This is a genomic window from Boseongicola sp. (genome assembly GCA_014075275.1).
Classification (GTDB): Bacteria; Pseudomonadota; Alphaproteobacteria; order Rhodobacterales; family Rhodobacteraceae.
In genome coordinates, this window is sequence record CP046179.1 from 54,070 (window position 1) to 77,926 (window position 23,857).

General features: G+C 54.5%; 21 protein-coding genes. 13 read left to right on the forward strand and 8 right to left on the reverse strand.

Going from position 1 to position 23,857, the window contains the following annotated elements; translation table 11 throughout:
• Positions 1-161 precede the first annotated feature (161 nt).
• Positions 162-1,745 (forward strand): HD domain-containing protein, encoded by a 1,584-nt coding sequence (locus tag GKR98_00255; protein ID QMU56769.1) that lies wholly within the window; start codon positions 162-164, stop codon positions 1,743-1,745.
• A 167-nt stretch (positions 1,746-1,912) separates the two neighbouring features.
• Positions 1,913-2,290: an antibiotic biosynthesis monooxygenase gene (locus GKR98_00260; GenBank protein ID QMU56770.1), complete on the forward strand. Its 378-nt coding sequence runs from the start codon at positions 1,913-1,915 to the stop codon at positions 2,288-2,290.
• 449 nt (positions 2,291-2,739) lie between these two features.
• Here GKR98_00260 and GKR98_00265 read toward each other — a convergent pair whose 3' ends face one another.
• Positions 2,740-4,548, reverse strand: coding sequence for a DEAD/DEAH box helicase (locus GKR98_00265; protein QMU56771.1), 1,809 nt, complete (start codon positions 4,546-4,548; stop codon positions 2,740-2,742).
• Between the two features lie 360 nt (positions 4,549-4,908).
• On the opposite strand from GKR98_00265, the gene GKR98_00270 reads away from it, so the two are divergent.
• The 6 genes from GKR98_00270 to rpoC all read left to right on the forward strand — a co-directional run bounded on the left by GKR98_00270 (position 4,909) and on the right by rpoC (position 16,969).
• Positions 4,909-6,522, forward strand: a complete 1,614-nt coding sequence (locus tag GKR98_00270) for a hypothetical protein (GenBank protein ID QMU56772.1) — start codon at positions 4,909-4,911, stop codon at positions 6,520-6,522.
• 523 nt (positions 6,523-7,045) lie between these two features.
• Positions 7,046-7,564: a 50S ribosomal protein L10 gene (gene rplJ / locus GKR98_00275; GenBank protein ID QMU56773.1), complete on the forward strand. Its 519-nt coding sequence runs from the start codon at positions 7,046-7,048 to the stop codon at positions 7,562-7,564.
• Positions 7,565-7,630: 66 nt separating this feature from the next.
• Positions 7,631-8,008, forward strand: coding sequence for a 50S ribosomal protein L7/L12 (gene rplL / locus GKR98_00280; protein ID QMU56774.1), 378 nt, complete (start codon positions 7,631-7,633; stop codon positions 8,006-8,008).
• A gap of 269 nt (positions 8,009-8,277) precedes the next feature.
• The gene (rpoB, locus tag GKR98_00285) at positions 8,278-12,441 is read left to right on the forward strand and encodes a DNA-directed RNA polymerase subunit beta (GenBank protein QMU56775.1); all 4,164 of its coding nucleotides are present in this window, start codon (positions 8,278-8,280) and stop codon (positions 12,439-12,441) included.
• Complete coding sequence (locus GKR98_00290) at positions 12,438-12,731, forward strand: hypothetical protein (GenBank protein QMU56776.1); 294 nt, start codon at positions 12,438-12,440, stop codon at positions 12,729-12,731. The genes rpoB and GKR98_00290 overlap by 4 nt, the downstream gene beginning before the upstream one ends.
• The gene (rpoC, locus tag GKR98_00295; protein ID QMU56777.1) at positions 12,728-16,969 is read left to right on the forward strand and encodes a DNA-directed RNA polymerase subunit beta'; all 4,242 of its coding nucleotides are present in this window, start codon (positions 12,728-12,730) and stop codon (positions 16,967-16,969) included. The genes GKR98_00290 and rpoC overlap by 4 nt, the downstream gene beginning before the upstream one ends.
• A 167-nt stretch (positions 16,970-17,136) precedes the next feature.
• Here the strand turns inward: rpoC and GKR98_00300 are convergent, their stop codons facing one another.
• On the reverse strand, positions 17,137-17,430 hold the full coding sequence (locus GKR98_00300) for a DUF1330 domain-containing protein (GenBank protein QMU56778.1): 294 nt from the start codon (positions 17,428-17,430) through the stop codon (positions 17,137-17,139).
• A 71-nt stretch (positions 17,431-17,501) separates the two neighbouring features.
• Between GKR98_00300 and GKR98_00305 the strand changes: the two genes are divergently transcribed.
• A complete protein-coding gene (locus tag GKR98_00305) occupies positions 17,502-18,404 on the forward strand; it encodes a LysR family transcriptional regulator (GenBank protein ID QMU56779.1) in 903 nt (300 codons plus the stop codon).
• 113 nt (positions 18,405-18,517) lie between these two features.
• Here GKR98_00305 and GKR98_00310 read toward each other — a convergent pair whose 3' ends face one another.
• A complete protein-coding gene (locus GKR98_00310; protein QMU56780.1) occupies positions 18,518-19,147 on the reverse strand; it encodes a TetR family transcriptional regulator in 630 nt (209 codons plus the stop codon).
• 62 nt (positions 19,148-19,209) lie between these two features.
• Here GKR98_00310 and GKR98_00315 point away from each other — a divergent pair, with 62 nt between their 5' ends.
• Entirely contained in the window at positions 19,210-19,632 is a 423-nt protein-coding gene (locus tag GKR98_00315; GenBank protein ID QMU56781.1) for an NAD(P)-binding protein, read from the forward strand.
• Positions 19,458-20,450 (forward strand): hypothetical protein, encoded by a 993-nt coding sequence (locus tag GKR98_00320; protein ID QMU56782.1) that lies wholly within the window; start codon positions 19,458-19,460, stop codon positions 20,448-20,450. The genes GKR98_00315 and GKR98_00320 overlap by 175 nt, the downstream gene beginning before the upstream one ends.
• Before the next feature lie 43 nt (positions 20,451-20,493).
• Here the strand turns inward: GKR98_00320 and GKR98_00325 are convergent, their stop codons facing one another.
• The 4 genes from GKR98_00325 to GKR98_00340 are packed head-to-tail and all read right to left on the reverse strand — an operon-like array spanning position 20,494 to position 22,154.
• Positions 20,494-20,910, reverse strand: coding sequence for a hypothetical protein (locus tag GKR98_00325; protein ID QMU56783.1), 417 nt, complete (start codon positions 20,908-20,910; stop codon positions 20,494-20,496).
• On the reverse strand, positions 20,907-21,311 hold the full coding sequence (locus GKR98_00330) for a metalloregulator ArsR/SmtB family transcription factor (protein ID QMU56784.1): 405 nt from the start codon (positions 21,309-21,311) through the stop codon (positions 20,907-20,909). The genes GKR98_00325 and GKR98_00330 overlap by 4 nt, the downstream gene beginning before the upstream one ends.
• Complete coding sequence (locus tag GKR98_00335; GenBank protein ID QMU56785.1) at positions 21,284-21,547, reverse strand: hypothetical protein; 264 nt, start codon at positions 21,545-21,547, stop codon at positions 21,284-21,286. The genes GKR98_00330 and GKR98_00335 overlap by 28 nt, the downstream gene beginning before the upstream one ends.
• 28 nt (positions 21,548-21,575) lie before the next feature.
• On the reverse strand, positions 21,576-22,154 hold the full coding sequence (locus GKR98_00340; GenBank protein QMU56786.1) for a hypothetical protein: 579 nt from the start codon (positions 22,152-22,154) through the stop codon (positions 21,576-21,578).
• A 116-nt stretch (positions 22,155-22,270) separates the two neighbouring features.
• Between GKR98_00340 and GKR98_00345 the strand changes: the two genes are divergently transcribed.
• Entirely contained in the window at positions 22,271-23,167 is an 897-nt protein-coding gene (locus GKR98_00345) for an EamA family transporter (GenBank protein QMU56787.1), read from the forward strand.
• Between the two features lie 88 nt (positions 23,168-23,255).
• Here the strand turns inward: GKR98_00345 and GKR98_00350 are convergent, their stop codons facing one another.
• Positions 23,256-23,447, reverse strand: coding sequence for a hypothetical protein (locus tag GKR98_00350; GenBank protein ID QMU56788.1), 192 nt, complete (start codon positions 23,445-23,447; stop codon positions 23,256-23,258).
• Between the two features lie 30 nt (positions 23,448-23,477).
• Here GKR98_00350 and GKR98_00355 point away from each other — a divergent pair, with 30 nt between their 5' ends.
• Entirely contained in the window at positions 23,478-23,849 is a 372-nt protein-coding gene (locus GKR98_00355; protein QMU56789.1) for a 30S ribosomal protein S12, read from the forward strand.
• The last annotated feature ends 8 nt before the right edge of the window (positions 23,850-23,857 follow it).

The window sequence follows — 23,857 nt, forward strand, 5'->3', positions numbered from 1 at the left end:
AGCCCAAATTGGCCGACGCTGCGCGATGTATAAACGGCAACTTTCAGAGCCCTTGGCCAAGAGTTTGCTCGTTGCCCCGCAGAACACGAACAACGCTAGACTTTCTGTACATATCCATAGAACGTTGCTAACTGATAATAAGAAATTCCAAAGGATATTGGATGTCGATTGCAAGAATTGGAGATATTGGGGCCGCCCTCTTTGGCGTTGGAACCAAAACCGGAATTGCAGAAGGTCTTGGTGTCCTTGCATTGGCGGCAGACGCCGCAACTGGACGCCCACAGGGCGCAGGGCTAACCGCGGCGGTCGTTGCCGCAGAGTTTTCTCGTAGGCTTGGCGACGAAGTAGCGACGCAAAAAGACGCCTATCATATTGCCCTTGTGCGATTCATAGGATGCACGGTTACAGGCCATGAAACGGGGATGATGGGGGTCGGAGACGACCAAGGATTTGCCGTCGCGACCATGCTGGGGGATTGGGCGGATCGAGAAGATCTGAAATTGCATCTGGATCGCTTCGTTGCCCTTGAAGCGCCTGAAGAAGAACGTCACGCCGCGTTCGATGGCATTTGCGATATGTTGCCCACGGCTGCCCCAGATTTCACCGCCGCCCACTGCAAGCAATCCTACCTTTTGGCCAAGCGTCTGCCCATTTCGCAAGCCGTTCTTGAAAGCGTTCCGTACTACTATGGTCGTTGGGACGGCAAGGTGTTGCCGTATGGTGGAGAAAGCCTGCCCTATTTACAGCGACTGCACCGCATCACCGAGATGGCAGAACTTGTCCGACGGCTAGAAAATGCGACACGGGCCAAAGAGGTTATTGCAGCAAAGCTTGGACGTGAAGTTGACCCCAATCTGGGCGAAAAATTCCTGGAACACGCGGACGACATCTTCAAAGTTGCCAGCAGGTCCCCAGAGTTCGAAAATTTCATCGCTGCGGAACCTGGAGAACGAACACTTTTGACCCCGAAATGCCGGGTGACCTTGGCTGAAATTGCGGCCGACGTGACAGACAACAAAGCATTATGTTTTTTTAGCCATTCCCGCCGGGTCGCGGCCTTGTCTGCTCGGGCCGGGCAAAACGCCAAGATGTCCAAAGGCGACATCGAAAATCTAAGGCTGTCCGCTTTGGTTCACGACCTTGGTAAATGCGCAATCAATAATCGCATTTGGTACAAGGAAACCGATCTTGAGGGCTCTGAGCGATTGGAAATGGAACGGCACGCCTTTCAAACACAGTTTTACCTGTCTCACGGCAATCCGTTTTCTCAATGGGTGAAGGTCGCTGCCTCGGTTCAGGAAAGAGCCGATGGATCTGGTTATCACAGAGGTATCCCATTGACCGATCTGGCTGCGAATATCCTGGCGGTCGCAAACGAGTATGATGAACTTACCCACGGAATGCCAAACCGCGCCCCAATTTCGGCGACAGAGGCCGCGGCAAAATTGAACGCAGCGGGCCGCGAAAAGAGGTTCCTGTCGTCAGCGGTATCAGCCGTTCTACAAGCTGCAGGCCATATGGTTAGTGAATCTTTGGGCTCAATTCCTTTTGGTCTTACCCGACGCGAAGCACAGGTTCTTTCCCGGCTTGCCAAAAGCGAGACTACTGCTGAAATTGCAGAAGCCCTTGGAATTTCGCCGAAAACTGCCGATCATCACATCCAGAATATCTATAACAAGACTAATATCCGTGCCCGTCCAGCGCTGGCGCTGTTTGCACTTGAGCACGGAATTGTAATGGATTGAGAGTTTTCGCGACAAAATAGGGAATTCTCCCGATATGTAGGGAGCCTCCTTTGCTGCACCCTGAACTTAGCGGCGACAAACACACCGCCGGATGAGTGAAGGGAAACGAAATGATTATCAAATCAATCAAAACAGCAACGACAGCAGTAATGCTGATTGGAGGACTTATGACGACCACTGCAATGGCTGAAGCCACCGACGACATCGCTTGGACACTTTCTGCTGAATTGGCCGAAGGACAGGATAATGCGTTCAATGCGCTTATGGCAGAAATGGTTAAAGCAACCATGGCTGAAGCGGGTGCAAAATCCTACGAATGGCATCGTTCCGGAAATATGATCCACATCAACGAACGCTATGAAACCAACGCCGATGCGGGTATTCACCTTGGCAATTTCGGTGAAAATTTCGCCGAGCGTTTCCTGGCAATATTGTCTCCGACTGGCCTTCAGGTCTATGGGCCGGCTGAAGGCGGCGTGCGCGAAGGTTTGGCCGGTTTTGGAGCAACTTTCTACGATCAAATCGGCGGGTTTGAGCGTCAATAAATAGCTTTCCGAAATCGTTAGAAAACGGAGCCTCAAACGGGGCTCCGTTTTTCATTTCATACCCGTGTCGCTCACTTGTTTGGAGCCTGTTAAAAAGGGGGACGGGGAAGCGAAAGATGACTTCGTCGCCTTCGCGCAGATACCAAGGATGTTCTCTTTGTCGGCCCGAAAGACACCACCCCAGTCCCAGGTGTCTTCATGCTGAGCGCATGCGGACACTGTGCCAGAGATTAACTCTTGTTACGGGGCTTGCCCGATTTACTATTCTTTTTCCTAACAGGCGTCGCGTTGCCGCCTGTGGTTGATTTGGCAAATTTACGGGCGCGGTTCTTTTTGCTGGACGGTTTGCCAGCAGGTGGTTTCGGCCCGCGTGGTTTCTCGGACGATCGGTCAGACGCTTGCGATCCTCCCTTTGCCTTGCGCGGTTTCCACTTTTCGGCCTTTGGGGGTTAGGTCTCTGTGCGCGTGGATTTGGGTTTTGACGAGCCCGACGGTTTCGCACCGGGTTTGGGCTTTTTCTTCCGCGGGACTGGGGCGTCGTTCCAATCAATCGGTGGGGTTCCACTTTGGGGGTTCGAGGCCGCAGGTTTCGCAGCTCTGGCGGATTTGTGGTCGTCTAATTCTTTGTCTGGACTGGCGTTTTCCCTGGGCGCCGATGTGCGCTTTGCCTTGCCAGTTCCGCGTTCAAGATTTGGCGCATCTTTCATCTGGATTATCTTGGCACCGTTTTCCAACGCCATTCCCGGCCCGACAGCGCTCAAAAAACCTTTGACCGCGCTTTGACGGAGTTCGATAAATGACGCGTCTTTTTGGATGCGAATTGCCCCGACATCTTCACGGGAAATGTTGCCCATCTTGCAAAGCATCGGCAGCAGTCGGCGCGGCTCGGCATTTGCGTTGTGGCCGCCTTCCAGTGAAAACCAAACGCTTGGGCCAAACGCCTGGCGTGGTTTGGCGGGTGTTGATGGGTCAACAAGTTCTTCCGGCGCTGAACGCCTTTCGCGGTAAAGTCGCACGTAGGCTGCGGCAATTTGTTCGGGCGAAAACCGCTCCACAACGTCGTTCACGGTCGCTGCATTGGAGGGCTCGACTGGATCGGTCCAATCAGAACTGGCCAGCATACGTGCGTCATCTTTTGCACTAACCTCCTCGGCCGAAGGGGCTGTGTCCCATTCAGCTTTCAGCTTGGCCCACCCCAATAATCGCTGTGCTTTTTTTTGCGCAGCAGGCGGCACGATCAGCGCGCTGATCCCTTTGCGCCCCGCGCGCCCGGTGCGACCCGAGCGGTGCAAAAGCGTATCTTGGTTCGTCGGCAGCTCGGCATGGATGACAAGTTCAAGGTTCGGCAAATCAATACCGCGCGCGGCCACATCCGTCGCCACGCAGACCCGCGCACGACCATCGCGCATCGCCTGCAGCGCGTGGGTTCGCTCGTTTTGCGACAGCTCGCCCGACAAAGCCACAACTGAAAATCCGCGGTTAGATAGACGTGTGGTCAGCCGGTTCACCATCGCACGTGTATTGCAAAAGACGATGGCATTGGGGGCTTCGTAGTATCGCAGCACGTTGATGATAGCGTTCTCGCTATCGCGGGCCGAAACATTCAGCGCCCGGTATTCAATATCCGCGTGCTGGCTGGCACCGCTGGTGGTCGCGACGCGTACAGCATCCTTTTGATAGTTCTTGGCAAGTCGGGCAATTGAAGCGGGCACCGTCGCCGAAAACAGCAGCGTTTGCCGTTCGGTTGGGGATTGCTCAAGAATGAATTCCAGGTCCTCTCGAAAGCCCAAATCCAGCATTTCGTCCGCTTCGTCTAACACGATCGCTTTCAGACCACTGAGATCAATCGAGCCGCGCATGATGTGATCGCGCAATCGCCCCGGTGTGGCGACGACAATATGAGCCCCACGTGCCAGGGCCCGGCGCTCGTCGCGCATGTCCATGCCGCCAACGGTCGATGCCAAGGTTGCATGTGCTCCGGCAAAAAGCCAAGCCAGCTCGCGTTTGACCTGAAGAGCCAATTCGCGCGTTGGCGCAATGATCAGCGCCAAAGGCGCCTCGGCTGGCGGTAGAGCCTCGTCTTGGCCAAGCAGTCCATGCGCAATGGCCAACCCGAATCCGAGTGTTTTTCCCGATCCGGTCTGCGCCGACACCAACAAGTCTTTGCCCAGCACTTCGGGCGCTGTTACGGCCTCTTGTACCGCCGTCAGCGATGTATACCCTTTGGCCTCGAGAGCCTGTGCCAATGCCTGTTTCACGGAAGTAAGCTTTCAATAAAAACGCGCCGAAGTTTAACACCCGGACACCAGAAGGCCGCCCTTAACGTCTTGAGGAATTGATGTATAGGCCGCATTTGGCTGCACAGCGACAAGCGCAAGGGCAAAAAGTGGCCGGAGTTCGTAGTTGCAAGAGCTCGGCTTTTTTGGGGGTATGAGTTGAATTTCTTGCGGACTTTGAACTTGCTAGTGACTCAAACGCTCTTGAAGAATAGCATTGCTTTCGACATCCATTTCTAGAACTTTTACGCACCGAGATTTTTTCATAGTATTTTGAACTACGATTTTTTCTAGTGCAGCGGATTCTGATTTCATTGCTAAGGGTATTGTGAAAGACCAACTATGACAGCTTTTTCTGAAGCCCTCGCGCCACTACCGAAACATTCAAGCCCGTCGGCAAGAGACGTGGAGATCTTGCGTGTTTCCGCTCAACTTGATGGAAAAGACTTCGCGCTGTCATCAGATGCCGCTAGGCAAGCGGCGTTGACTTGGGCAAAAAAACGCGCCGGCCGTGCTCTACCCAAAGAGGCCTGGGACTGTCAGGATTTTGAACTTCTTACAGGTGGCCGAAACAGTTCAGCTGTGCGTATCTCGAATGAAACACTGGACCTTTGGGCGCTAAGGGCCGAGGACCCTGACAAAAATGTTGCCGGTCGAGTATGGTCTACCGAAATCGTGGTGGGTGGCGATCTCGGTGCTCGTCCGTTTGTTAGCCTTCGGCTTATTGTTAACTTGACAGAGCATGACTTCAGCATAGAGCCACATGTGCCAGGCCCCGTGCTCCAAATGATTGACGAGCCGGGTCTGATCAGAGGGTCCCGTCGACTTTCCTTCGCGCCCGTGATTATTGGCGGAGAAAACGATGTTCACGACCTATGTGATTATCTTGAGGATCCAGGTCGCAAATTGCCGGTGTTCGTTTGCGCTATGCCAAGCGCCGACTACGGTGGTGTGAACATCGACTCAGAACTGCTCGCAAAATCTACGGCTGGCATGGCGCGTGTATACTGTGTTCCCGCAGCACAGGCTTGGATAATTTCGGAACGGTTCGGAAAGTTTTTGTCGGTTTTTAACGGTGGTGTTCGCGCATATATGCCAGGTTTTTCAGGCGGCGATGATCCTTTCCGGCACCGACTATTTCTATCCTCGAATTTGCAAGAAACTGGTGGGGCGGAAGCATGTGTGAGAATCCTTCGCACTATGGCTGCGGGGACAAGTATTTCTGAAACCCGATTGGGAAAGGACGTACTTGACTTCGCCTCTGTTCGAACAGTTAGCCGCCAAGTCAAAAGGAATGAATTGACTGACCGCGCAGCCCCTAATGAAGATGTTCTAAAAGTCGCCGAAGAGTTGGTGAGCAGTTTAGAAAAGCAAATTGACGAAAAAGAGAAAGAGATCGATGGCTATGTTGCTGAAGTTGAGAGTACCGAGGCCAGAGCTCAGTCAGCGGAGTATGAAAATCGCGCGCTTTTGTTCAGAATTAGGCAGCTGCAATCCGCTTTAGGCGCTGAAGATGATGTTCCTACCTCCGAACCGCCTTTTCCACAAAAGTGGTCTGAATTTACCGATTGGCTGGATAAATGCTTCCCTGATAGAGTCCTTCTCACTCCTGCTGCTCGTAGGATGGTGCGTTCTCCTGAGTTCGAAGATGTCGCTTTAGTTGCTCGATCTATCGAATGGCTGGCCAACGAGCAGCACGACAGGCGTATCAATGGTGGAGGCAGCCTGCGAGGAGATGTGCAAATCGAAGGAGGAATACTCAATGCACCCTGCGGTGGCGACAAATACGCCGCTGATTGGAAGGGGCGGAGCTACGAAGTCGATTGGCACGTCAAGAATGGTGGCAATGTTCGCGACCCTAAACGATGCCTTCGTATCTACTATTTTTGGGAGCCAGAGTTGCAGCAAACCGTTATAGATGCTTTACCCGCGCATCGCAAAACTGGCATGTCTTAATAATCTTAGATTGCAGGGCTTGTAAGATATTAAAGATTCCCATCAGAAACATGCTATTCTTGCGAGAAGGGACGTACATCTCTTCAGAGTGGCGACATGTTAAAGCAAACCGACGGCCAATTTTCTAAATGACAATTGCAATCGATGTTTGAAGAGATCCAAGTCTTCAGCGCCCCAATCCCCCACCATGTTCCCCATACCGGCACCAATTCCGCTGAACAGCCTCGAAACCCCAAGATTTCCTGTCGAAAACCGCATTTTCCCCTTCACATCTGTTTAGAACTGCTCTAGAGAGCGCGCGTCTGGGGGAAGTGCGTGCGCTTCCCTCTTACGATTCGTCCGAGACGGTGGGTGAGCCACGCCAAAAGCAAAGCTCATAATTCCTGCCTGAGACGGGAACAAAGAATTACGTATTCAGGTCTGACCTGAAGCGCGATTGCGAGGACCCGTAAGGACCCGTGGGGTGGCATGTGTCACCTTATGTTGAGCCGGAGGGTAAAACCTCCAAAATTGGAGTGAAACTGTGGATAGAGCCCAGAAAGAGAAGTTGGTCGACGAGCTCGGCCAGATCTTTGAAAGCTCTGGCGTTGTGGTCGTAGCCCACTACGCAGGTCTTACGGTTGCCGAGATGCAGGACCTACGCGCGCAGATGCGTGAAGAAGGTGGGTCCGTTCGTGTCGCCAAGAACAGGCTCGCCAAAATCGCCCTTCAGGGAAAGTCATGTGAATCTATTGCTGACCTTCTGACGGGAATGACCGTTCTAGCCTATTCCGAGGATCCGACTGCTGCGGCACGGGTCATCGAAAAATACGCCAAAGATAACAAGAAATTGCAAATCCTTGGCGGTGCAATGGGTGAGAACGCTCTTGATGCTGCTGGCGTCAAGGCAGTTGCAGACATGCCATCGCGTGACGAGCTTATCGCTTCGATCGTTGGTTGCATCGGCGCACCTGCTTCGAACATCGCTGGCGCAATTGGCGCACCTGCTTCGAACATCGCGAGCATACTCTCAACCATCGAGGAGCGCGCCGAAGCGGCGTGAGACTTGGGACCTGCGTGGGGTTGAAAACTGCACGTTGGAACACATCTTAGGAAACGGAAGACAGAAATGGCTGATCTGAAGAAACTTGCTGAAGAGATTGTGGGTCTGACCCTTCTCGAAGCTCAGGAACTGAAAACAATCCTGAAAGACGAATACGGCATCGAGCCCGCCGCTGGTGGCGCGGTAATGATGGCTGGTCCTGCTGGCGACGCTGGTGCGGAAGCTGAAGAGCAAACCGAATTTGACGTAATCTTGAAGGCCGCTGGCGCTTCGAAGATCAACGTCATCAAAGAGGTTCGTTCGATCACAGGTCTTGGTCTGAAAGAAGCGAAAGACCTGGTCGAAGCTGGCGGCAAAGCCGTTAAAGAAGGCGTCGACAAGGCTGAAGCTGAAGAGATCAAAGGCAAGCTTGAAGCGGCTGGTGCCGAAGTCGAGCTGAAGTAATCGACGCCCTCAAGGCGGCGGTCATCCCGGACTTGATCCGGAGCGCGCCAGAGGGACAAAAAACAGAGCTGGATCCGGTCAATACCGGGTCCGGCTTTCCGCGTCTCAGGAAGGGCAGTCCGTGACTGCGTTTCCTAAGGTGCGGATTTCGACGGGTGGGCACCCTTGGGAAGGTGCCCTGGTATGGTCGGAATCCCACTGGTTTCTTGGGTGTGTCGCCGGGCCCCGACGGCTGACGCGTTCTGGAACGAAGAAAGGTGCTTTTTAGCATGGCGACGACCTATCTTGGCCAAAAACGTTTACGCAAATATTACGGCAAAATCCGCGAAGTATTGGAGATGCCAAACCTGATCGAGGTTCAGAAGTCATCTTATGACCTGTTCCTGGGTTCCGGCGATCAGCCCGAGCCGATGGACGGCGAAGGCATCATGGGTGTTTTCCAGTCGGTATTCCCGATCAAGGATTTCAACGAGACGGCTGTTCTGGAGTTCGTGAAATACGAGCTTGAGCATCCGAAGTATGATGTCGAGGAATGTCAGCAACGTGACATGACCTATAGCGCGCCTTTGAAGGTGACGCTGCGGTTGATCGTGTTTGATGTGGACGAAGATACCGGTGCGAAATCGGTTAAAGACATCAAAGAGCAAGACGTGTTCATGGGCGATATGCCTTTGATGACACCAAACGGGACGTTCATCGTGAACGGCACCGAGCGGGTTATCGTCAGCCAGATGCATCGGTCGCCCGGTGTGTTCTTTGACCACGACAAGGGCAAGACCCATGCCAGCGGCAAATTGCTGTTTGCATGCCGGATCATTCCTTATCGCGGGTCCTGGTTGGATTTCGAATTCGACGCGAAAGACGTCGTTTTTGCCCGTATCGACCGTCGCCGGAAATTGCCTGTAACGACGCTGTTGTATGCGCTTGGTCTGGATCAAGAAGCGATCATGGATGCGTATTACGACACCGTTAACTTCAAGCTTAAGAAGAACAAGGGCTGGGTCACCAAGTTCTTCCCTGATCGCGTGCGCGGAACCCGTCCGTTGCATGATCTGGTGGATGCGAAGTCTGGCAAGGTGATTGCTGAGGCCGGTAAGAAAGTGACGCCACGCGCGGTCAAGAAGCTGATCGACGAAGGCAAGGTCACTGATCTGTTGGTACCGTTCGACAATATTGTCGGTCGGTTTGCGTCACGTGACATCATCAACGAAGAAACCGGTGCGATTTACGTCGAAGCCGGGGACGAGTTGACATGGGAACTGGACAAGGCCGGTGAAGTCTCTGGCGGCACGCTGAAAGAACTTGTGGATGCCGGTGTTACCGAAATCCCTGTTCTGGACATCGATAACATCACTGTTGGGCCTTACATGCGCAACACGATGGCGGTTGATAAGAACATGGGTCGCGACACGGCACTGATGGACATCTACCGCGTGATGCGTCCGGGCGAGCCGCCCACCGTTGATGCGGCGTCTGCCCTGTTCGACACATTGTTCTTTGATGGCGAGCGTTATGACCTTTCGGCTGTTGGCCGCGTGAAGATGAACATGCGTCTGGCGCTGGATGCCGAAGATACAGTGCGCACTTTGCGCAAGGACGACATTGTGTCCTGTATCAAGGCGCTGGTTGAACTGCGCGACGGGCGCGGCGACATCGACGATATTGACCACCTTGGGAACCGCCGGGTGCGCTCGGTCGGGGAACTGATGGAGAACCAGTATCGCGTTGGTCTTCTGCGCATGGAACGCGCGATCAAAGAGCGTATGTCTTCGGTCGAGATCGACACGGTCATGCCGCAGGATCTGATCAATGCCAAGCCTGCTGCGGCGGCTGTGCGCGAGTTTTTTGGCTCGTCCCAGCTTTCGCAGTTTATGGACCAAACCAACCCATTGTCGGAAGTCACGCATAAGCGTCGTCTTTCTGCGCTTGGGCCCGGTGGTCTGACCCGCGAACGTGCAGGCTTTGAGGTGCGCGACGTGCACCCGACCCACTATGGTCGGATGTGCCCGATTGAGACACCGGAAGGGCCGAACATTGGTCTGATTAACTCGCTGGCTACGTTTGCCCGCGTCAACAAGTATGGCTTTATCGAAACACCGTATCGCAAAGTGATCGACACGAAAGTGACCGACGAGGTTCACTATATGTCGGCCACCGAAGAAATGCGGCACACGGTGGCACAGGCCAACGCGACGCTGGATGAGGACGGCAAGTTCATCAATGATCTGGTGAACACACGTCGTTCGGGTGACTATACAATGTCGACCCGTGAAAGTGTTGATTTGATTGACGTTTCTCCAAAACAGCTGGTGTCGGTTGCGGCTTCGCTTATTCCGTTCCTTGAAAATGACGATGCGAACCGGGCCCTGATGGGTTCGAACATGCAACGTCAGGCGGTTCCTTTGTTGCAGGCGGAAGCTCCGCTTGTCGGCACCGGGATCGAAGAAGTTGTGGCACGGGATTCCGGCGCGGCCATCATGGCCAAACGCGCTGGTATCATCGACCAGGTGGATGCGCAGCGTATCGTTGTGCGCGCGACGGCTGATCTTGAGCCGGGCGACCCTGGTGTGGACATCTATCGTCTGCGCAAGTTCCAGCGGTCGAACCAGAACACCTGCATCAACCAGCGTCCGCTGGTGAAGGTGGGTGACACGGTTGGCAAAGCCGAAGTGATCGCAGATGGTCCATCGACCGATCTGGGTGAACTGGCGCTGGGCAAGAACGTGGTTGTCGCGTTCATGCCGTGGAATGGTTACAACTACGAGGACTCGATCCTGATTTCCGAGCGTATCGTGCGCGACGACGTCTTCACCTCGATCCATATTGAGGAATTCGAAGTCGCGGCCCGTGATACCAAGCTTGGGCCGGAAGAGATTACCCGTGATATCCCGAACGTCGGCGAGGAAGCCCTGCGCAACCTCGACGAAACAGGCATCGTTTACATCGGTGCCGAGGTTGGGCCTGCGGATATTCTGGTTGGCAAGATCACACCGAAGGGCGAAAGCCCGATGACGCCGGAAGAAAAGCTTCTGCGCGCCATCTTTGGTGAGAAAGCATCTGACGTGCGTGACACGTCGCTGCGTCTGCCGCCGGGTGACTATGGAACGGTCGTGGAAGTGCGCGTCTTTAACCGCCACGGTGTGGAAAAAGACGAACGTGCGCTTCAGATCGAGCGTGAAGAAGTCGAACGTCTGGCACGTGACCGGGACGACGAATTGGTCATCCTTGAGCGCAACATCTATGCGCGTCTGTCGGGTATGTTGATGGGCAAAGTTGCCGTCAAAGGACCGAAGGGCGTCAAGCCAAAGTCAAAGATTGACGAGGAACTGCTGGAAACGCTGAGCCGTGGCCAGTGGTGGCAGCTTGCCATCGGCGAAGAAGACGAAGCCCAGCAGATCGAAGCGCTGAACGCCCAGTATGAGGCGCAGAAGCGTGCGTTGGATTACCGTTTCGAAGACAAAGTCGAGAAGGTGCGCCGGGGCGATGATCTGCCACCGGGTGTGATGAAGATGGTCAAAGTCTTCGTTGCGGTGAAGCGCAAGCTGCAGCCGGGCGACAAGATGGCCGGACGTCACGGCAACAAAGGTGTGATTTCGAAGGTGGTTCCAATGGAGGACATGCCGTTCCTTGGGGATGGCACACCGGTTGATTTCGTTCTGAACCCGCTGGGTGTTCCATCGCGTATGAACGTCGGGCAAATCCTTGAAACCCACATGGGTTGGGCATCGCGCGGTCTGGGTATCCAGATTGACGAAGCTTTGGGTGAGTATCGCCGTTCCGGTGACATGACCCCGGTGCGGGACGCGATGAAGATCGCCTACGGTGACGATGTTTACGAAGAAGGCCTGAAGGGCATGAAAGAGGACCAGCTGGTCGAAGCTGCGGGCAATGTGACCCGTGGTGTTCCGATCGCAACGCCGGTCTTCGATGGTGCCAAAGAAGCTGACGTTAATAATGCGTTGGAGCGTGCCGGGGCCAGCGAAAGCGGACAATCTGATCTGTTTGATGGCCGCACGGGCGAGCAATTCGCGCGTAAAGTCACCGTTGGGATCAAGTATCTGCTGAAACTACACCACCTTGTGGACGACAAAATCCACGCGCGGTCTACCGGGCCTTACAGCCTTGTCACGCAGCAGCCTCTGGGTGGTAAAGCCCAGTTCGGCGGTCAGCGTTTCGGGGAAATGGAAGTCTGGGCGCTGGAAGCTTATGGCGCGGCGTATACGCTGCAGGAGATGCTCACCGTCAAGTCGGACGACGTTGCAGGCCGCACCAAGGTCTATGAGTCGATCGTCAAGGGCGAGGACAACTTCGAAGCGGGCGTGCCTGAAAGCTTCAATGTGCTTGTGAAAGAAGTCCGGGGCCTCGGCCTCAATATGGAACTTCTGGATGCGATTGAGGACGATGATGATGTGTCCGGGGTGGCAGCGGAATGAGCCAACTAAAATTCAAGGGGAAGGCTGTAGTTCAGCTTTCCTCTGGTGAAAAACACTCAGTGGACGTTTCAATGATGAACCCTCTCACATCTTTTGCCTGGGTTGGTGACCACGATGCGGTGAATGCGGGAAATCATCTCGTTGGCGTAATCGGCTGCAAAGTCGAGGAGGCGAACATTCAGCTTCAAGCTGTCGCGAATGATGCCGGCGAGCACACGCTGCTTCCGCCGGTAACGACACACGGCATGTCCGTTATTGAACATGATTTTGACCTGGAGGTCATTCAATGAACCAGGAACTGACAACAAACCCGTTTAACCCGCTTGCTCCGGTTAAGACGTTCGACGAGATCAAGATCTCGCTGGCGTCGCCTGAGCGGATCCTGTCGTGGTCGTATGGCGAGATTAAAAAGCCGGAAACCATCAACTATCGGACGTTCAAGCCCGAGCGTGATGGTCTGTTCTGTGCTCGTATCTTTGGCCCGATCAAAGATTACGAATGTCTGTGCGGTAAATATAAGCGCATGAAGTATCGCGGCGTTGTCTGCGAGAAATGCGGTGTGGAAGTGACGCTTCAGAAGGTGCGTCGCGAGCGGATGGGCCATATTGAACTGGCCGCTCCGGTTGCGCACATCTGGTTCCTGAAATCGCTGCCATCCCGTATCGGCCTGATGCTGGACATGACGCTGCGCGATCTGGAACGCATTCTTTACTTCGAGAACTATGTGGTGATCGAACCCGGCCTGACTGACCTGCAATACGGTCAGTTGATGTCGGAAGAAGAATACATGGATGCGCAGGACGCTTATGGCATGGACGCCTTCACGGCGAACATCGGTGCCGAAGCGATCCGTGAGATGTTGCAGAACATCGACCTTGAAGCCGAGGCCGAGCAGCTGCGCGTTGATCTTTCCGAAGCGACAGGTGAGCTGAAGCCAAAGAAGATCATCAAGCGTCTGAAGATCGTCGAGAACTTCATCGAGTCCGGCAACCGCCCGGAGTGGATGGTTCTGACCGTGATCCCTGTGATCCCACCCGAGTTGCGCCCACTGGTGCCGCTGGATGGTGGTCGCTTTGCGACCTCGGATCTGAACGACCTTTATCGCCGCGTGATCAACCGGAACAACCGCCTGAAGCGCCTGATCGAGCTTCGTGCGCCGGATATCATTGTGCGGAACGAAAAGCGGATGCTGCAGGAATCTGTGGATGCGCTGTTTGACAACGGCCGTCGCGGTCGCGTCATCACGGGTGCCAACAAGCGCCCGCTGAAGTCGCTGTCGGACATGCTGAAAGGTAAGCAGGGTCGTTTCCGTCAGAACCTTTTGGGTAAGCGCGTCGACTTCTCGGGTCGTTCGGTCATTGTGACCGGCCCGGAATTGAAGCTGCACCAGTGTGGTTTGCCCAAGAAGATGGCGTTGGAGCTGTTCAAGCCGTTCATCTATTCGCGTCTTGAAGCCAAAGGTCTGTCTTCGACCGTGAAGCAGGCGAAAAAGCTGGTCGAGAAAGAGCGTCCCGAAGTTTGGGATATTCTGGACGAGGTTATTCGCGAGCATCCGGTTCTGTTGAACCGTGCGCCGACGCTGCACCGTCTTGGTATCCAGGCATTTGAGCCGGTTCTGATCGAAGGTAAAGCCATTCAGCTTCACCCGCTGGTTTGTTCGGCCTTTAACGCCGACTTTGACGGCGACCAGATGGCTGTTCACGTACCCCTTTCGCTGGAAGCCCAGTTGGAAGCCCGCGTGTTGATGATGTCGACGAACAACGTTCTGTCGCCTGCCAACGGTGCGCCGATCATTGTTCCTTCGCAGGATATGATCCTTGGTCTCTATTACATCTCGATGGAGCGCGAAGGCATGAAGGGCGAGGGGATGATCTTCTCGGACCCGGACGAAGTTCAGCACGCGCTGGATGCCGGTGAAGTTCAACTGCACGCCAAAATTCAGGCGCGTATTCAACAGGTTGACGACGAAGGCAATGTTGTCTGGCAGCGGTTTGAAACCACGCCGGGCCGCGTAAAGCTGGGCGCATTGTTGCCGCTGAATGCAAAGGCTCCGTTTGAGCTGGTGAACCGTCTTCTTCGCAAGAAGGAAGTGCAGCAGGTCATCGATAACGTCTATCGTTACTGTGGTCAGAAAGAGAGTGTGATCTTCTGTGACCACATCATGACGATGGGTTTCCGCGAAGCGTTCAAGGCAGGCATTTCGTTCGGTAAGGACGACATGGTGATCCCTGATGCCAAGTGGAAAATCGTTGATACGGTGCGCAGTCAGGTCAAAGAATTCGAACAGCAGTATATGGACGGCCTGATCACTCAGGGCGAGAAATATAACAAAGTTGTCGACGCCTGGTCGAAGTGTTCGGATGACGTTGCTGGTGCGATGATGGACGATATTTCGTCCATGAAGAAGGACGATGCCGGTGCCGAAATGGAACCGAACAGCGTCTATATGATGTCGCACTCTGGTGCGCGTGGTTCGCCTGCGCAGATGAAGCAGTTGGGCGGGATGCGCGGTCTGATGGCCAAGCCTTCGGGCGAGATCATCGAAACGCCGATCATCTCGAACTTTAAGGAAGGTCTGACCGTTCTTGAATACTTCAACTCGACCCACGGGGCCCGAAAAGGTCTTGCGGATACGGCGTTGAAGACTGCGAACTCGGGCTATCTGACCCGTCGTCTGGTGGACGTGGCGCAGGATTGCATCGTTCGTATGCATGATTGTGGCACTGAAAACGCCATTACGGCGGAACCTGCGGTGAACGACGGTGAAATCGTTGCTTCGCTTGGTGAACGCCTGCTTGGCCGCGTTGCGGCCGAAGACGTGATCAAGCCGGGCACCGACGAAGTGATCGTCACCAAGGGTGAGTTGATCGACGAGCGGAAAGCAGACGCAATCGAACAGGCCGATCTGCCAACGGTTCGTATGCGTTCACCTCTGACCTGTGAGGCCGAGGAAGGCGTTTGCGCCATGTGTTATGGTCGTGACCTTGCACGCGGCACGTTGGTCAACCAGGGCGAGGCTGTCGGTATCATCGCGGCCCAGTCCATTGGTGAACCCGGCACACAGCTGACGATGCGGACGTTCCACATCGGCGGTATTGCCCAGGGTGGTCAGCAGTCGTTCCTGGAAGCGTCTCAGGATGGCCGGATCGAGTTCCGCAACGCCAATTTGTTGAAGAACGAAGCCAAAGATATGATCGTGATGGGTCGCAACATGCAGCTTGTCATCATCGACGAGAACGATATCGAACGGGCCAGCCACAAGCTGACCTACGGCACCAAAGTCTTCCCGAAAGAGGGCGACAAAGTTGTCCGTGGCGACAAGTTGTTCGAATGGGATCCGTATACGTTGCCGATCATCGCCGACAAGGCGGGGACGGTGCGGTTTGTCGACCTTGTTTCGGGCATTTCGGTGCGCGACGAGACCGACGATGCGACAGGTATGAGCCAGAAGATCGTGACCGACTGGCGTTCCGCGCCAAAAGGCAGCGATCTGAAGCCCGAGCTGATCCTTGTGGGCAGCGACGGCGAGCCGGTTCGTAACGATCAGGGCAACCCGATCACCTATCCGATGTCGGTGGACGCAATTTTGTCGATCGAAGAAGGCGAGGACGTCAAAGCGGGTGACGTGATTGCGCGTATTCCGCGGGAAGGTGCGAAGACGAAGGACATCACCGGTGGTCTGCCACGTGTTGCCGAACTGTTCGAAGCGCGCCGTCCTAAAGACCACGCGATCATTGCTGAAATTGATGGCTATGTGAAATTCGGACGCGACTATAAGAACAAGCGCCGGATTGCGATTGAACCTGCGGATGAAGCGCAGGAGCAGGTCGAATACATGGTGCCGAAAGGCAAGCACATCCCTGTGGCCGAAGGCGACTTCGTTCAGAAGGGTGACTACATCATGGACGGTAACCCGGCGCCGCATGACATCCTGTCGATTATGGGTGTCGAAGCGCTGGCGGACTATATGATCGACGAAGTGCAGGACGTTTATCGCCTTCAGGGTGTGAAGATTAACGACAAGCACATCGAAGTCATCGTCCGGCAAATGCTGCAGAAGTGGGAAATCCAGGATTCTGGTGAAACCACACTTCTGAAGGGCGAACATGTCGACAAGGCCGAGTTTGATGCCGCCAACGAAAAGGCAGCAAACGAAGGCCGTCGTCTGGCACAGGGCGAGCCGATCCTTCTGGGGATCACCAAGGCGTCCTTGCAGACACGTTCGTTCATCTCGGCAGCATCGTTCCAGGAAACGACGCGGGTTCTGACCGAAGCTTCGGTTCAGGGCAAGCGCGACACGCTGGTCGGTCTGAAAGAGAACGTCATCGTCGGCCGGTTGATCCCGGCAGGCACCGGCGGCGCGACCCAGACTGTGCGTCTGGAAGCCGGTCGTCGCGACCAGAAGGTCATCGACGAAGCCCGCGCCGAGGCAGAAGCCGCCGCTGCGCTGGCCGCGCCGATGGACGACTTCGCCGATGCGACCGAGATCGACGCCGATCTGGTGGAAACACCGGAAAGCCGCGACTGAACAACGGCAATATTATGATTGGAAAGCCCCGCTTCGGCGGGGCTTTTCGTATTTATGGGGTGAAGAGTTGAGGAGGGTTCTTTGAGGGAAGTTGGTCGTGCTGGTTGAGGGCACCGGACAAAGCTGACGAAGTAGTAGTGGTAGTATTGGCGTATACCGTCGATTAATCAGACGATGCCATCGACTAGAACTAGATTTGTTTGCGCCGATTGATGGCGGTAATGCGCCAGCCTTTGATATTCGGCGTCGTTCAACCAGTTTTGAGCATGCTCTTGGTCTGGAAACTCCATCAGCACTATACGCGATAAACTCCAACTTCCCTCCACCACTTTTGGTTTCTTCGATGAGGAAACCAGCAAACGCCCACTATATCGCTCGAAAATAGGCATGAAACCTTCGAGGTAGTTTCGATATTCGTCTGGATCGTGAATATCTATCTGCGCGATGAAGTATGCTGACATGACGATGTCCCATTCGGTAACGAGGATGAAACCAATCTAACCTATGCGCCAGAACATATAAATCTTGATCAATGCATTGCTACCATGCGTTAGTGCATGGCATGAATTGGGATGACCTTCGCCTTCTCCTTGCCGTGCATCGGTCTGGGTCTCTGTCGGGAGCCGCAAGAATTCTGGGTGTCAATCAGTCTACCATTTCACGCCGACTCATTGCATTTGAAGCCAAACTAAAAACCAAACTAGTCGAACGAAGGCCTGAAGGGGCTGTTCTGACTGAAGCCGGTCAAGAGTTTTGTACATTGGCCGAAAAAACTGAAGCTGATCTGCACTTGACCGTTGGTAGCCTGGCCGACACCAAGGAAAACATTTCAGGGCCTCTTTCGATTGCTTGCGTCGATATGATGGTTGATCGCTTTCTGGCTCCGCATCTCGCCCAGTTCCAAACTGAGCATCCAAAAATTGAAATTTCCGTTTTGGCTGGATTGGACGCCGTAGATCTCATTCGTGGTAAAGCAGACATAGCCTTGCGCGTCAGCCGGGGCCCAGATCAAAGGTTGACGGGAAAGCGTTTGTGCCAATTTGGCCTTGGTATTTACAAGGCCAGAGACTCGAGTGATGAGGGCAAATCCAACGGATGGATTGGATGGGTGGACGAGCGTCATATCGAAGCAATGATACCCGATCATTTGCGAGCATTAGAAGTTGTGCATTATGCGGACAGCTTTTTGGTTATGAATGCGATGGTGCGTTCAGGGATGGGTATTGCTGTTCTTCCCTGCTATTGGGCGGACGCCGACCAAGCGATGTGTCGCGTCGTTCCTGAACCGGTGTCATATCCTGATTTGGGTATTTGGATACTTTATCACCCAGACAGGAAGCAACTTCCTAGAGTTCGTGCTTTTATAGAATTTATTTCTCAGAAATTTATTAAGAACCGAGATACGTTTTCAGGCTTGAATGTCCTCAAAGAGTGAAGCTCGTGATATTTTGGCGCTTCACCCGACGGTAGATTTGTCCCGCAACTCGGTCATTCTTACTTGGTGCGGCGAATGGCAGCTTCGAGCTGTGAGTTCAACGGGTGATCAATTCAACGTCCTACGACTCCATCTAGAATCCAATTCAGTGCAAGCCGATATCTTTCTTCACCATTTCTGTGCGCGTAGGTTTTCATATTCTCATTCAACAGCGGCGTATCTTCACCCGCCAGTTGCTCGCCCAGTTTCTCGCGTATTTTGGCTGGCCGTGTGAGGTCATTTGCAACGGACCCAATTGTAAGCATGGTCATTGCGTCATTTGCTTCGGCAATTTTTGACCCCGAGAGTCCACCCTCTTTCAAAAGCTGAAACATCTGTTCAGTGGCTGAAGCTGTGCCGGGCCCAAGCACGGCCTGTCGCACCCAAATCATGCCCGCCCCTGGAGTTTCCAGAAGTCCTGCGCGGATTGTGGACCAGAGGTCGATACATTTTTCGCGCCAATTCGCTCCATTCCGTTCTGCTTTAGCGGCGGCCAGAAAAATGCTGTCCGCCGCCATGTTCGCAAGCTGATCCTTGTCGTCGACGTGATGGTAGATCGCCATTGCAGACACGCCACAGTTTTCGGCGACGCGACGCATCGTCAGTGCGGATGGATCGCTGGATTTCAAAACATCCAATGCAGCTTCGATGATTTTTTCCACTGTTAAATCACGACGCTGCCTGGTTTTTCTTTGTGTTTTCATCTTTTTACTTTACAAGATAAAATTAACTATACAAGATAAAGTTAAGAATTCTGTTACAAGGCATGATGAGGAACGATATGTCAATTGAAGGAGCGAAAGTAGGAATCATCGGCGGTAGCATTGCGGGCTGCGCAGCGGCTGCAGCGCTGACAAGAGCCGGTTGCGATGTCGAAGTATTTGAACGCTCTTCTCATGGTCTCAGGGATCGTGGGTCAGGCATAGCCATCCCTGGTCCATTGCGAGCAAAGTTGATGGAAAGAGCGTATCTGCCAAAGGAATTTCCAAATTGTGAACTGAAAAAGCGGTTTGGATGTTTCCCGATGGGACACGCGACGGGCGAAATCTTTGGACGCAAACCACGCCCGCGTTTGCCAATAATTGGGGCAACCTATGGAGTGCATTGCGCAATCTTGTACCTGATGAAATCTATCACGAGGGCAAACAACTTGCCCATTTTGAGCAGGGACCTGACGATGTGCGTGTAGAGTTTACCGACAGGACCACCTCTTATTTTGATCTGCTGATTGGCGCGGATGGCTACAATTCGGAAGTGAGGCGCGAATTGCACCCAGACACCAAGCCTGAGTATGCTGGATACATCTTGTGGCGCGGAAATTTCCACGAATCTGAAGTGCAGGATCGCAAGCTAATCGAAATAATCGACAAGGATATGGCCTGGTTGACCATGCCATACCCAGGCGGGCATGGCGTTTTGTACATGATCCCTGACTTTGATGGCACCAATACCCCGGGCGGACGGCGGGTAAACTGGGCTATTTATGGTCGCTGCCCCGAGGCTCTGCGCCTAAATGGGGTAGAGTCGGTCTCGCCTGGTTCGGTAACTGAGAAGGTTTTCACTGAACTCCAGAACCTTCTGGAGGTACATTTTCCGCCGTCAAGCAGGGACCTTATCGCCCATTCGCGTCGTGAAGACATTTCGATACAGCCGATCTATGACAGTGTCGTCGACACCTATGTATCGGACCGGTTGCTGTTAATTGGCGACGCTGGAACAGTTCCTCGACCCCATACTGCTAGTGGTGCAACCAAGGCGTTAGAGGATGCTATGGCACTGGAAGCCATTGCCGCTGATGCCCTTGATGTCCCCGAACTCTTGGCTCGGTATGACGCCGAACGTTGCGCAACGGCCAAGTCCATTAGTGGGATCGGCCGCCGCATTGGGCAGGCCCAGGTTTTGGACACGCCCGATTGGGCAGCAATGAAGCCCGCCGATTTTGAGGATTGGATTCAACAGACCCTCTCCGGAGAAAAGCTCTACTTTTATGGCGAAAACGCCAAATAAGCTTTTGGGGTTAGCGTCAAGATGCGGAGCGGCTGCGTTGGCTTTACTCGATACACGCGCGCAAACGCACCCCCAGCAGATGTTGCCAACCCATGGCGTGGCGTGTTCTGAGATCGCTTTCGCCGTCTTCCCAGCCGGAATGCACAACGTCCACATGGGTTGTGTCGCGGATCTGGCGAAATGAGACTTCCAGCAGGGTTTCGGTGTGGGGTTGGTCGATGATCCAGGTATAGACCAGCCGGGCTTCGCCGTCGTTGGGCGCTGTGATGTCCCGGATTTCGCATTCTACCGGCGCGCCCGAGCCGATGCCGGGCGGGCAATCCATTGTAAAGCCCGCGCCGAGTTCTGAACGGAAGGTGTTGGGCATCAGCCATTCGGCAATCTTTGCGCTGTCGGTGAAATACTCCCAGACCATCTCAAGCGGGGCGTCGATTGTGACCGACTGGTGAATATGAGTCATATGCTTCCCTTCGGAGGTTTTTTTGCGGCGCGCTTTTCGACCAGTGTCTTCAGGTCGCTCAGTTTGGACTTCCAGAACCGGTCATAGCTGTCGACCCAATCCTGTATCTCGCGCAGGGGTGCAGGCGTGAGGTGATGGATGCGTTGGCGGCCGTGTTGGTGGATGGAAATCAGGCGGTTTTCTTCCAGTATGCGCAGGTGGTTCACAACGGCGGGGCGCGAGATGTCGAATTCGGCGGCAATCTCGCCGGCGCTTTTGTCGCCGCCGGCAAGGATATCCAGCATGCGGCGGCGGTGCGGGTCAGCGATGGCGCTGTAAATTCCGTCATTTTTATAGGTCAATGGGGCCCCCGGCTTTGATTGCGGGGACCAGCCTAGGCCAAAAGCCTGCGGACGAGCCATAGCAATCCGGCGACGACGGCTAAAAGGACGACCCAGCGCATCAATTTGCCGGACGGTGCATAGGTCAGCCGCCAGATCATGCGGGCGACGCCGTTGGAAAACAGATAGGTCTTGCCGCCCATTTCAACTGCGACATCGGGTTTGCCGACGGGGACGCCGTCGGTTGCGCCCTTTTTGATCGACGCCGCCAGGGCACAATTGCCGCTAAATTCGGGATTTGCGTTTCCGGTGCTCATATCAGTGCTTTCCTTGGGGTTTGCGATGTCATTGGGAAACAAGGCGGCGGAAGCCGTCCCAGTAGAGTGTGTTCCAGTGGGTGTTGACGATCTGGCTTAAAGGGCCAGTTTCGACAGAGCCGTCGGGGTTGGGGATGTTGACCTTGTAGTCGGGCACGTTGACCTGAACCAATTCGATCTGGGCTCCGGTGTGAGTGTCGCTGAAGGTGACCACCAGGATGCTGTCTGGAGAGCCGCGGCCCTCGATTGCGAGATCGGCGGGATCAACTGCTGAGACCCAGCCGAAGTTCCACCACGACATGGTCATGGTGTGCTGGCCTGGCGCATTGCTGATGTCGAGGACGCGCGCGTTCAGGCCGCATTGGCCGGGTTGAAAACAAAACGCCATCAGATCGCCGCCAACAACGGCCTGATCGACGTCTTCGCCATTGGCGTTGCGATAGGATGCGGGCAGGCCGGTAATCTGCTGATGGCCTGCCGACGAGGCGTAGAGATTGAACAGGGCATCGGCACCGGCACCGGGGTAGTGGGCGGTTTGGGACAGGTTGGCGGCAAGGGCAGGCAAGGCTGCAACGCAGGCCAGGGCAGTCATCACGGGACGCAGCATCAAAGTTCCTTTCGAATCTCGGGTGCTCCATTTGTGTAATCTACAGATTACATGTCAAGCCTGATCGTTGAATTCAACTCTTGGCCGCGCTGCGCATTCCGGCTTATCTGCACGGAATGAAGTCTCTTTCTCCCAATCTGGCTGGTGCTTTGTTCATGGCAGGGTCCATGACAACGTTCACCATCAACGATGCTTTCGTCAAATTGCTTGGCGACCATATCCCGTTCTTTCAGCTTTTGTTCGTGCGTGGTTTGGCCGTTGTGGCGATCATGGCGGTGATGGCCTGGAGAGCAGGGGCGTTTTCGATGCCAATTCCGAAGAAGGACAGGAAATTGATCCTGATCCGCTCAGCTTCGGAAACGGCGGCGGCCTATTTCTTTTTGACGGCGCTGTTCAAGATGCCAATTGCCAATGTCACGGCTATTCTTCAGGCCCTGCCGCTGACGGTTTCCTTAGGGGCAATGCTGATTTTTGGTGAGAACGTGGGATGGCGCCGGTTTGTTGCCATTGGCGTTGGGTTTGCTGGCGTCATGCTGATTGTGCAGCCTGGCGGAGATGTTTTTTCGATATATTCGGTCTACGCATTGGCGGCGGTTGTATGTGTGACAATCCGCGATCTGGCGGCGCGGCGCCTATCTAGCGAAGTGCCGTCAATGACCGTGGCGATTTCGGCAGCCGTTGGCATTTTGGTGTTCGCCAGCGTCGGGGCGACGTTCACCGATTGGGTTCCCATGACGACTTTGGACATTGCCTTTCTTGCTGGTGCGGTGGTTTCAGTGATCGCCGCGTATCTTTTTGCGGTCATGGCGATGCGTGTGGGAGACATCGGTTTTGTTGCGCCGTTTCGCTATACCAGTCTGCTGGCGGCGCTGTTTCTGGGCCTGATTGTCTTTGACGAATGGCCCGATTCCTTGACGATGATCGGGGCTGTGATCGTTGTTGCGACTGGGGTTTATACACTTTGGCGCGAGCGTGCGACGCAGACGGCTGCAACAGGTGAGGAAAGTGCCTGATTTCAGGGCTTGGGTGCTGTTGACAGGGTCTGCGACTCCTTCTATACGGCGCGCACTTGGCCTCTCGGGTTGATCGCTCGACAAGGCTTTAACAGATGTAAGTGGTCATGATCCGGGCAAAATTGCTCCGATCCTCTGGATACCCACCGCGTGTTCCCGACAGATTGGGAGCGCTGCGGTTGAATGCGTTTTCGTGGTCGCACGACTGCGCGACGACGAAGCCGGGATACGCGCGTATCCCATGAACCGAAATGCCCGCATCTGATGCGGGAGAAGACATAAGTGTTGCAACACGGGGAAGATTAACCCAATGCCCACGATCCAACAGCTGATCCGGAAACCCCGGCAGCCAAAAGTAAAACGCTCGAAGTCCCAGCACCTCGAGAGCTGCCCGCAAAAGCGCGGCGTTTGCACCCGCGTCTATACAACGACGCCAAAGAAGCCGAACTCGGCCATGCGGAAGGTTGCAAAAGTGCGCCTGACCAATGGTTTCGAGGTCATCAGCTATATCCCGGGCGAAAGCCATAACCTTCAGGAGCACTCTGTGGTTCTGATCCGTGGTGGCCGGGTAAAAGACCTTCCGGGTGTGCGTTACCACATTCTGCGCGGTGTTCTGGATACCCAGGGCGTCAAAGACCGTAAGCAGCGTCGTTCGAAATACGGCGCCAAGCGTCCGAAGTAAGAGGAATC

Coding starts and splice junctions, on each gene's coding strand:
- GKR98_00260 (QMU56770.1), top strand. CDS start 1,913: ATGACGACCACTGCAATGGCTGAAGCCACCGACGACATCGCTTGGACA.
- GKR98_00335 (QMU56785.1), bottom strand. CDS start 21,547: ATGAGCACCGGAAACGCAAATCCCGAATTTAGCGGCAATTGTGCCCTG.
- GKR98_00305 (QMU56779.1), top strand. CDS start 17,502: ATGCATTGCTACCATGCGTTAGTGCATGGCATGAATTGGGATGACCTT.
- GKR98_00310 (QMU56780.1), bottom strand. CDS start 19,147: ATGAAAACACAAAGAAAAACCAGGCAGCGTCGTGATTTAACAGTGGAA.
- GKR98_00300 (QMU56778.1), bottom strand. CDS start 17,430: ATGTCAGCATACTTCATCGCGCAGATAGATATTCACGATCCAGACGAA.
- GKR98_00350 (QMU56788.1), bottom strand. CDS start 23,447: ATGTCTTCTCCCGCATCAGATGCGGGCATTTCGGTTCATGGGATACGC.
- GKR98_00345 (QMU56787.1), top strand. CDS start 22,271: ATGAAGTCTCTTTCTCCCAATCTGGCTGGTGCTTTGTTCATGGCAGGG.
- GKR98_00340 (QMU56786.1), bottom strand. CDS start 22,154: ATGCTGCGTCCCGTGATGACTGCCCTGGCCTGCGTTGCAGCCTTGCCT.
- rpoB (QMU56775.1), top strand. CDS start 8,278: ATGGCGACGACCTATCTTGGCCAAAAACGTTTACGCAAATATTACGGC.
- GKR98_00325 (QMU56783.1), bottom strand. CDS start 20,910: ATGACTCATATTCACCAGTCGGTCACAATCGACGCCCCGCTTGAGATG.
- GKR98_00290 (QMU56776.1), top strand. CDS start 12,438: ATGAGCCAACTAAAATTCAAGGGGAAGGCTGTAGTTCAGCTTTCCTCT.
- GKR98_00355 (QMU56789.1), top strand. CDS start 23,478: ATGCCCACGATCCAACAGCTGATCCGGAAACCCCGGCAGCCAAAAGTA.
- GKR98_00255 (QMU56769.1), top strand. CDS start 162: ATGTCGATTGCAAGAATTGGAGATATTGGGGCCGCCCTCTTTGGCGTT.
- GKR98_00270 (QMU56772.1), top strand. CDS start 4,909: ATGACAGCTTTTTCTGAAGCCCTCGCGCCACTACCGAAACATTCAAGC.
- GKR98_00320 (QMU56782.1), top strand. CDS start 19,458: ATGTTTCCCGATGGGACACGCGACGGGCGAAATCTTTGGACGCAAACC.
- rplL (QMU56774.1), top strand. CDS start 7,631: ATGGCTGATCTGAAGAAACTTGCTGAAGAGATTGTGGGTCTGACCCTT.
- GKR98_00330 (QMU56784.1), bottom strand. CDS start 21,311: ATGGCTCGTCCGCAGGCTTTTGGCCTAGGCTGGTCCCCGCAATCAAAG.
- rpoC (QMU56777.1), top strand. CDS start 12,728: ATGAACCAGGAACTGACAACAAACCCGTTTAACCCGCTTGCTCCGGTT.
- GKR98_00315 (QMU56781.1), top strand. CDS start 19,210: ATGATGAGGAACGATATGTCAATTGAAGGAGCGAAAGTAGGAATCATC.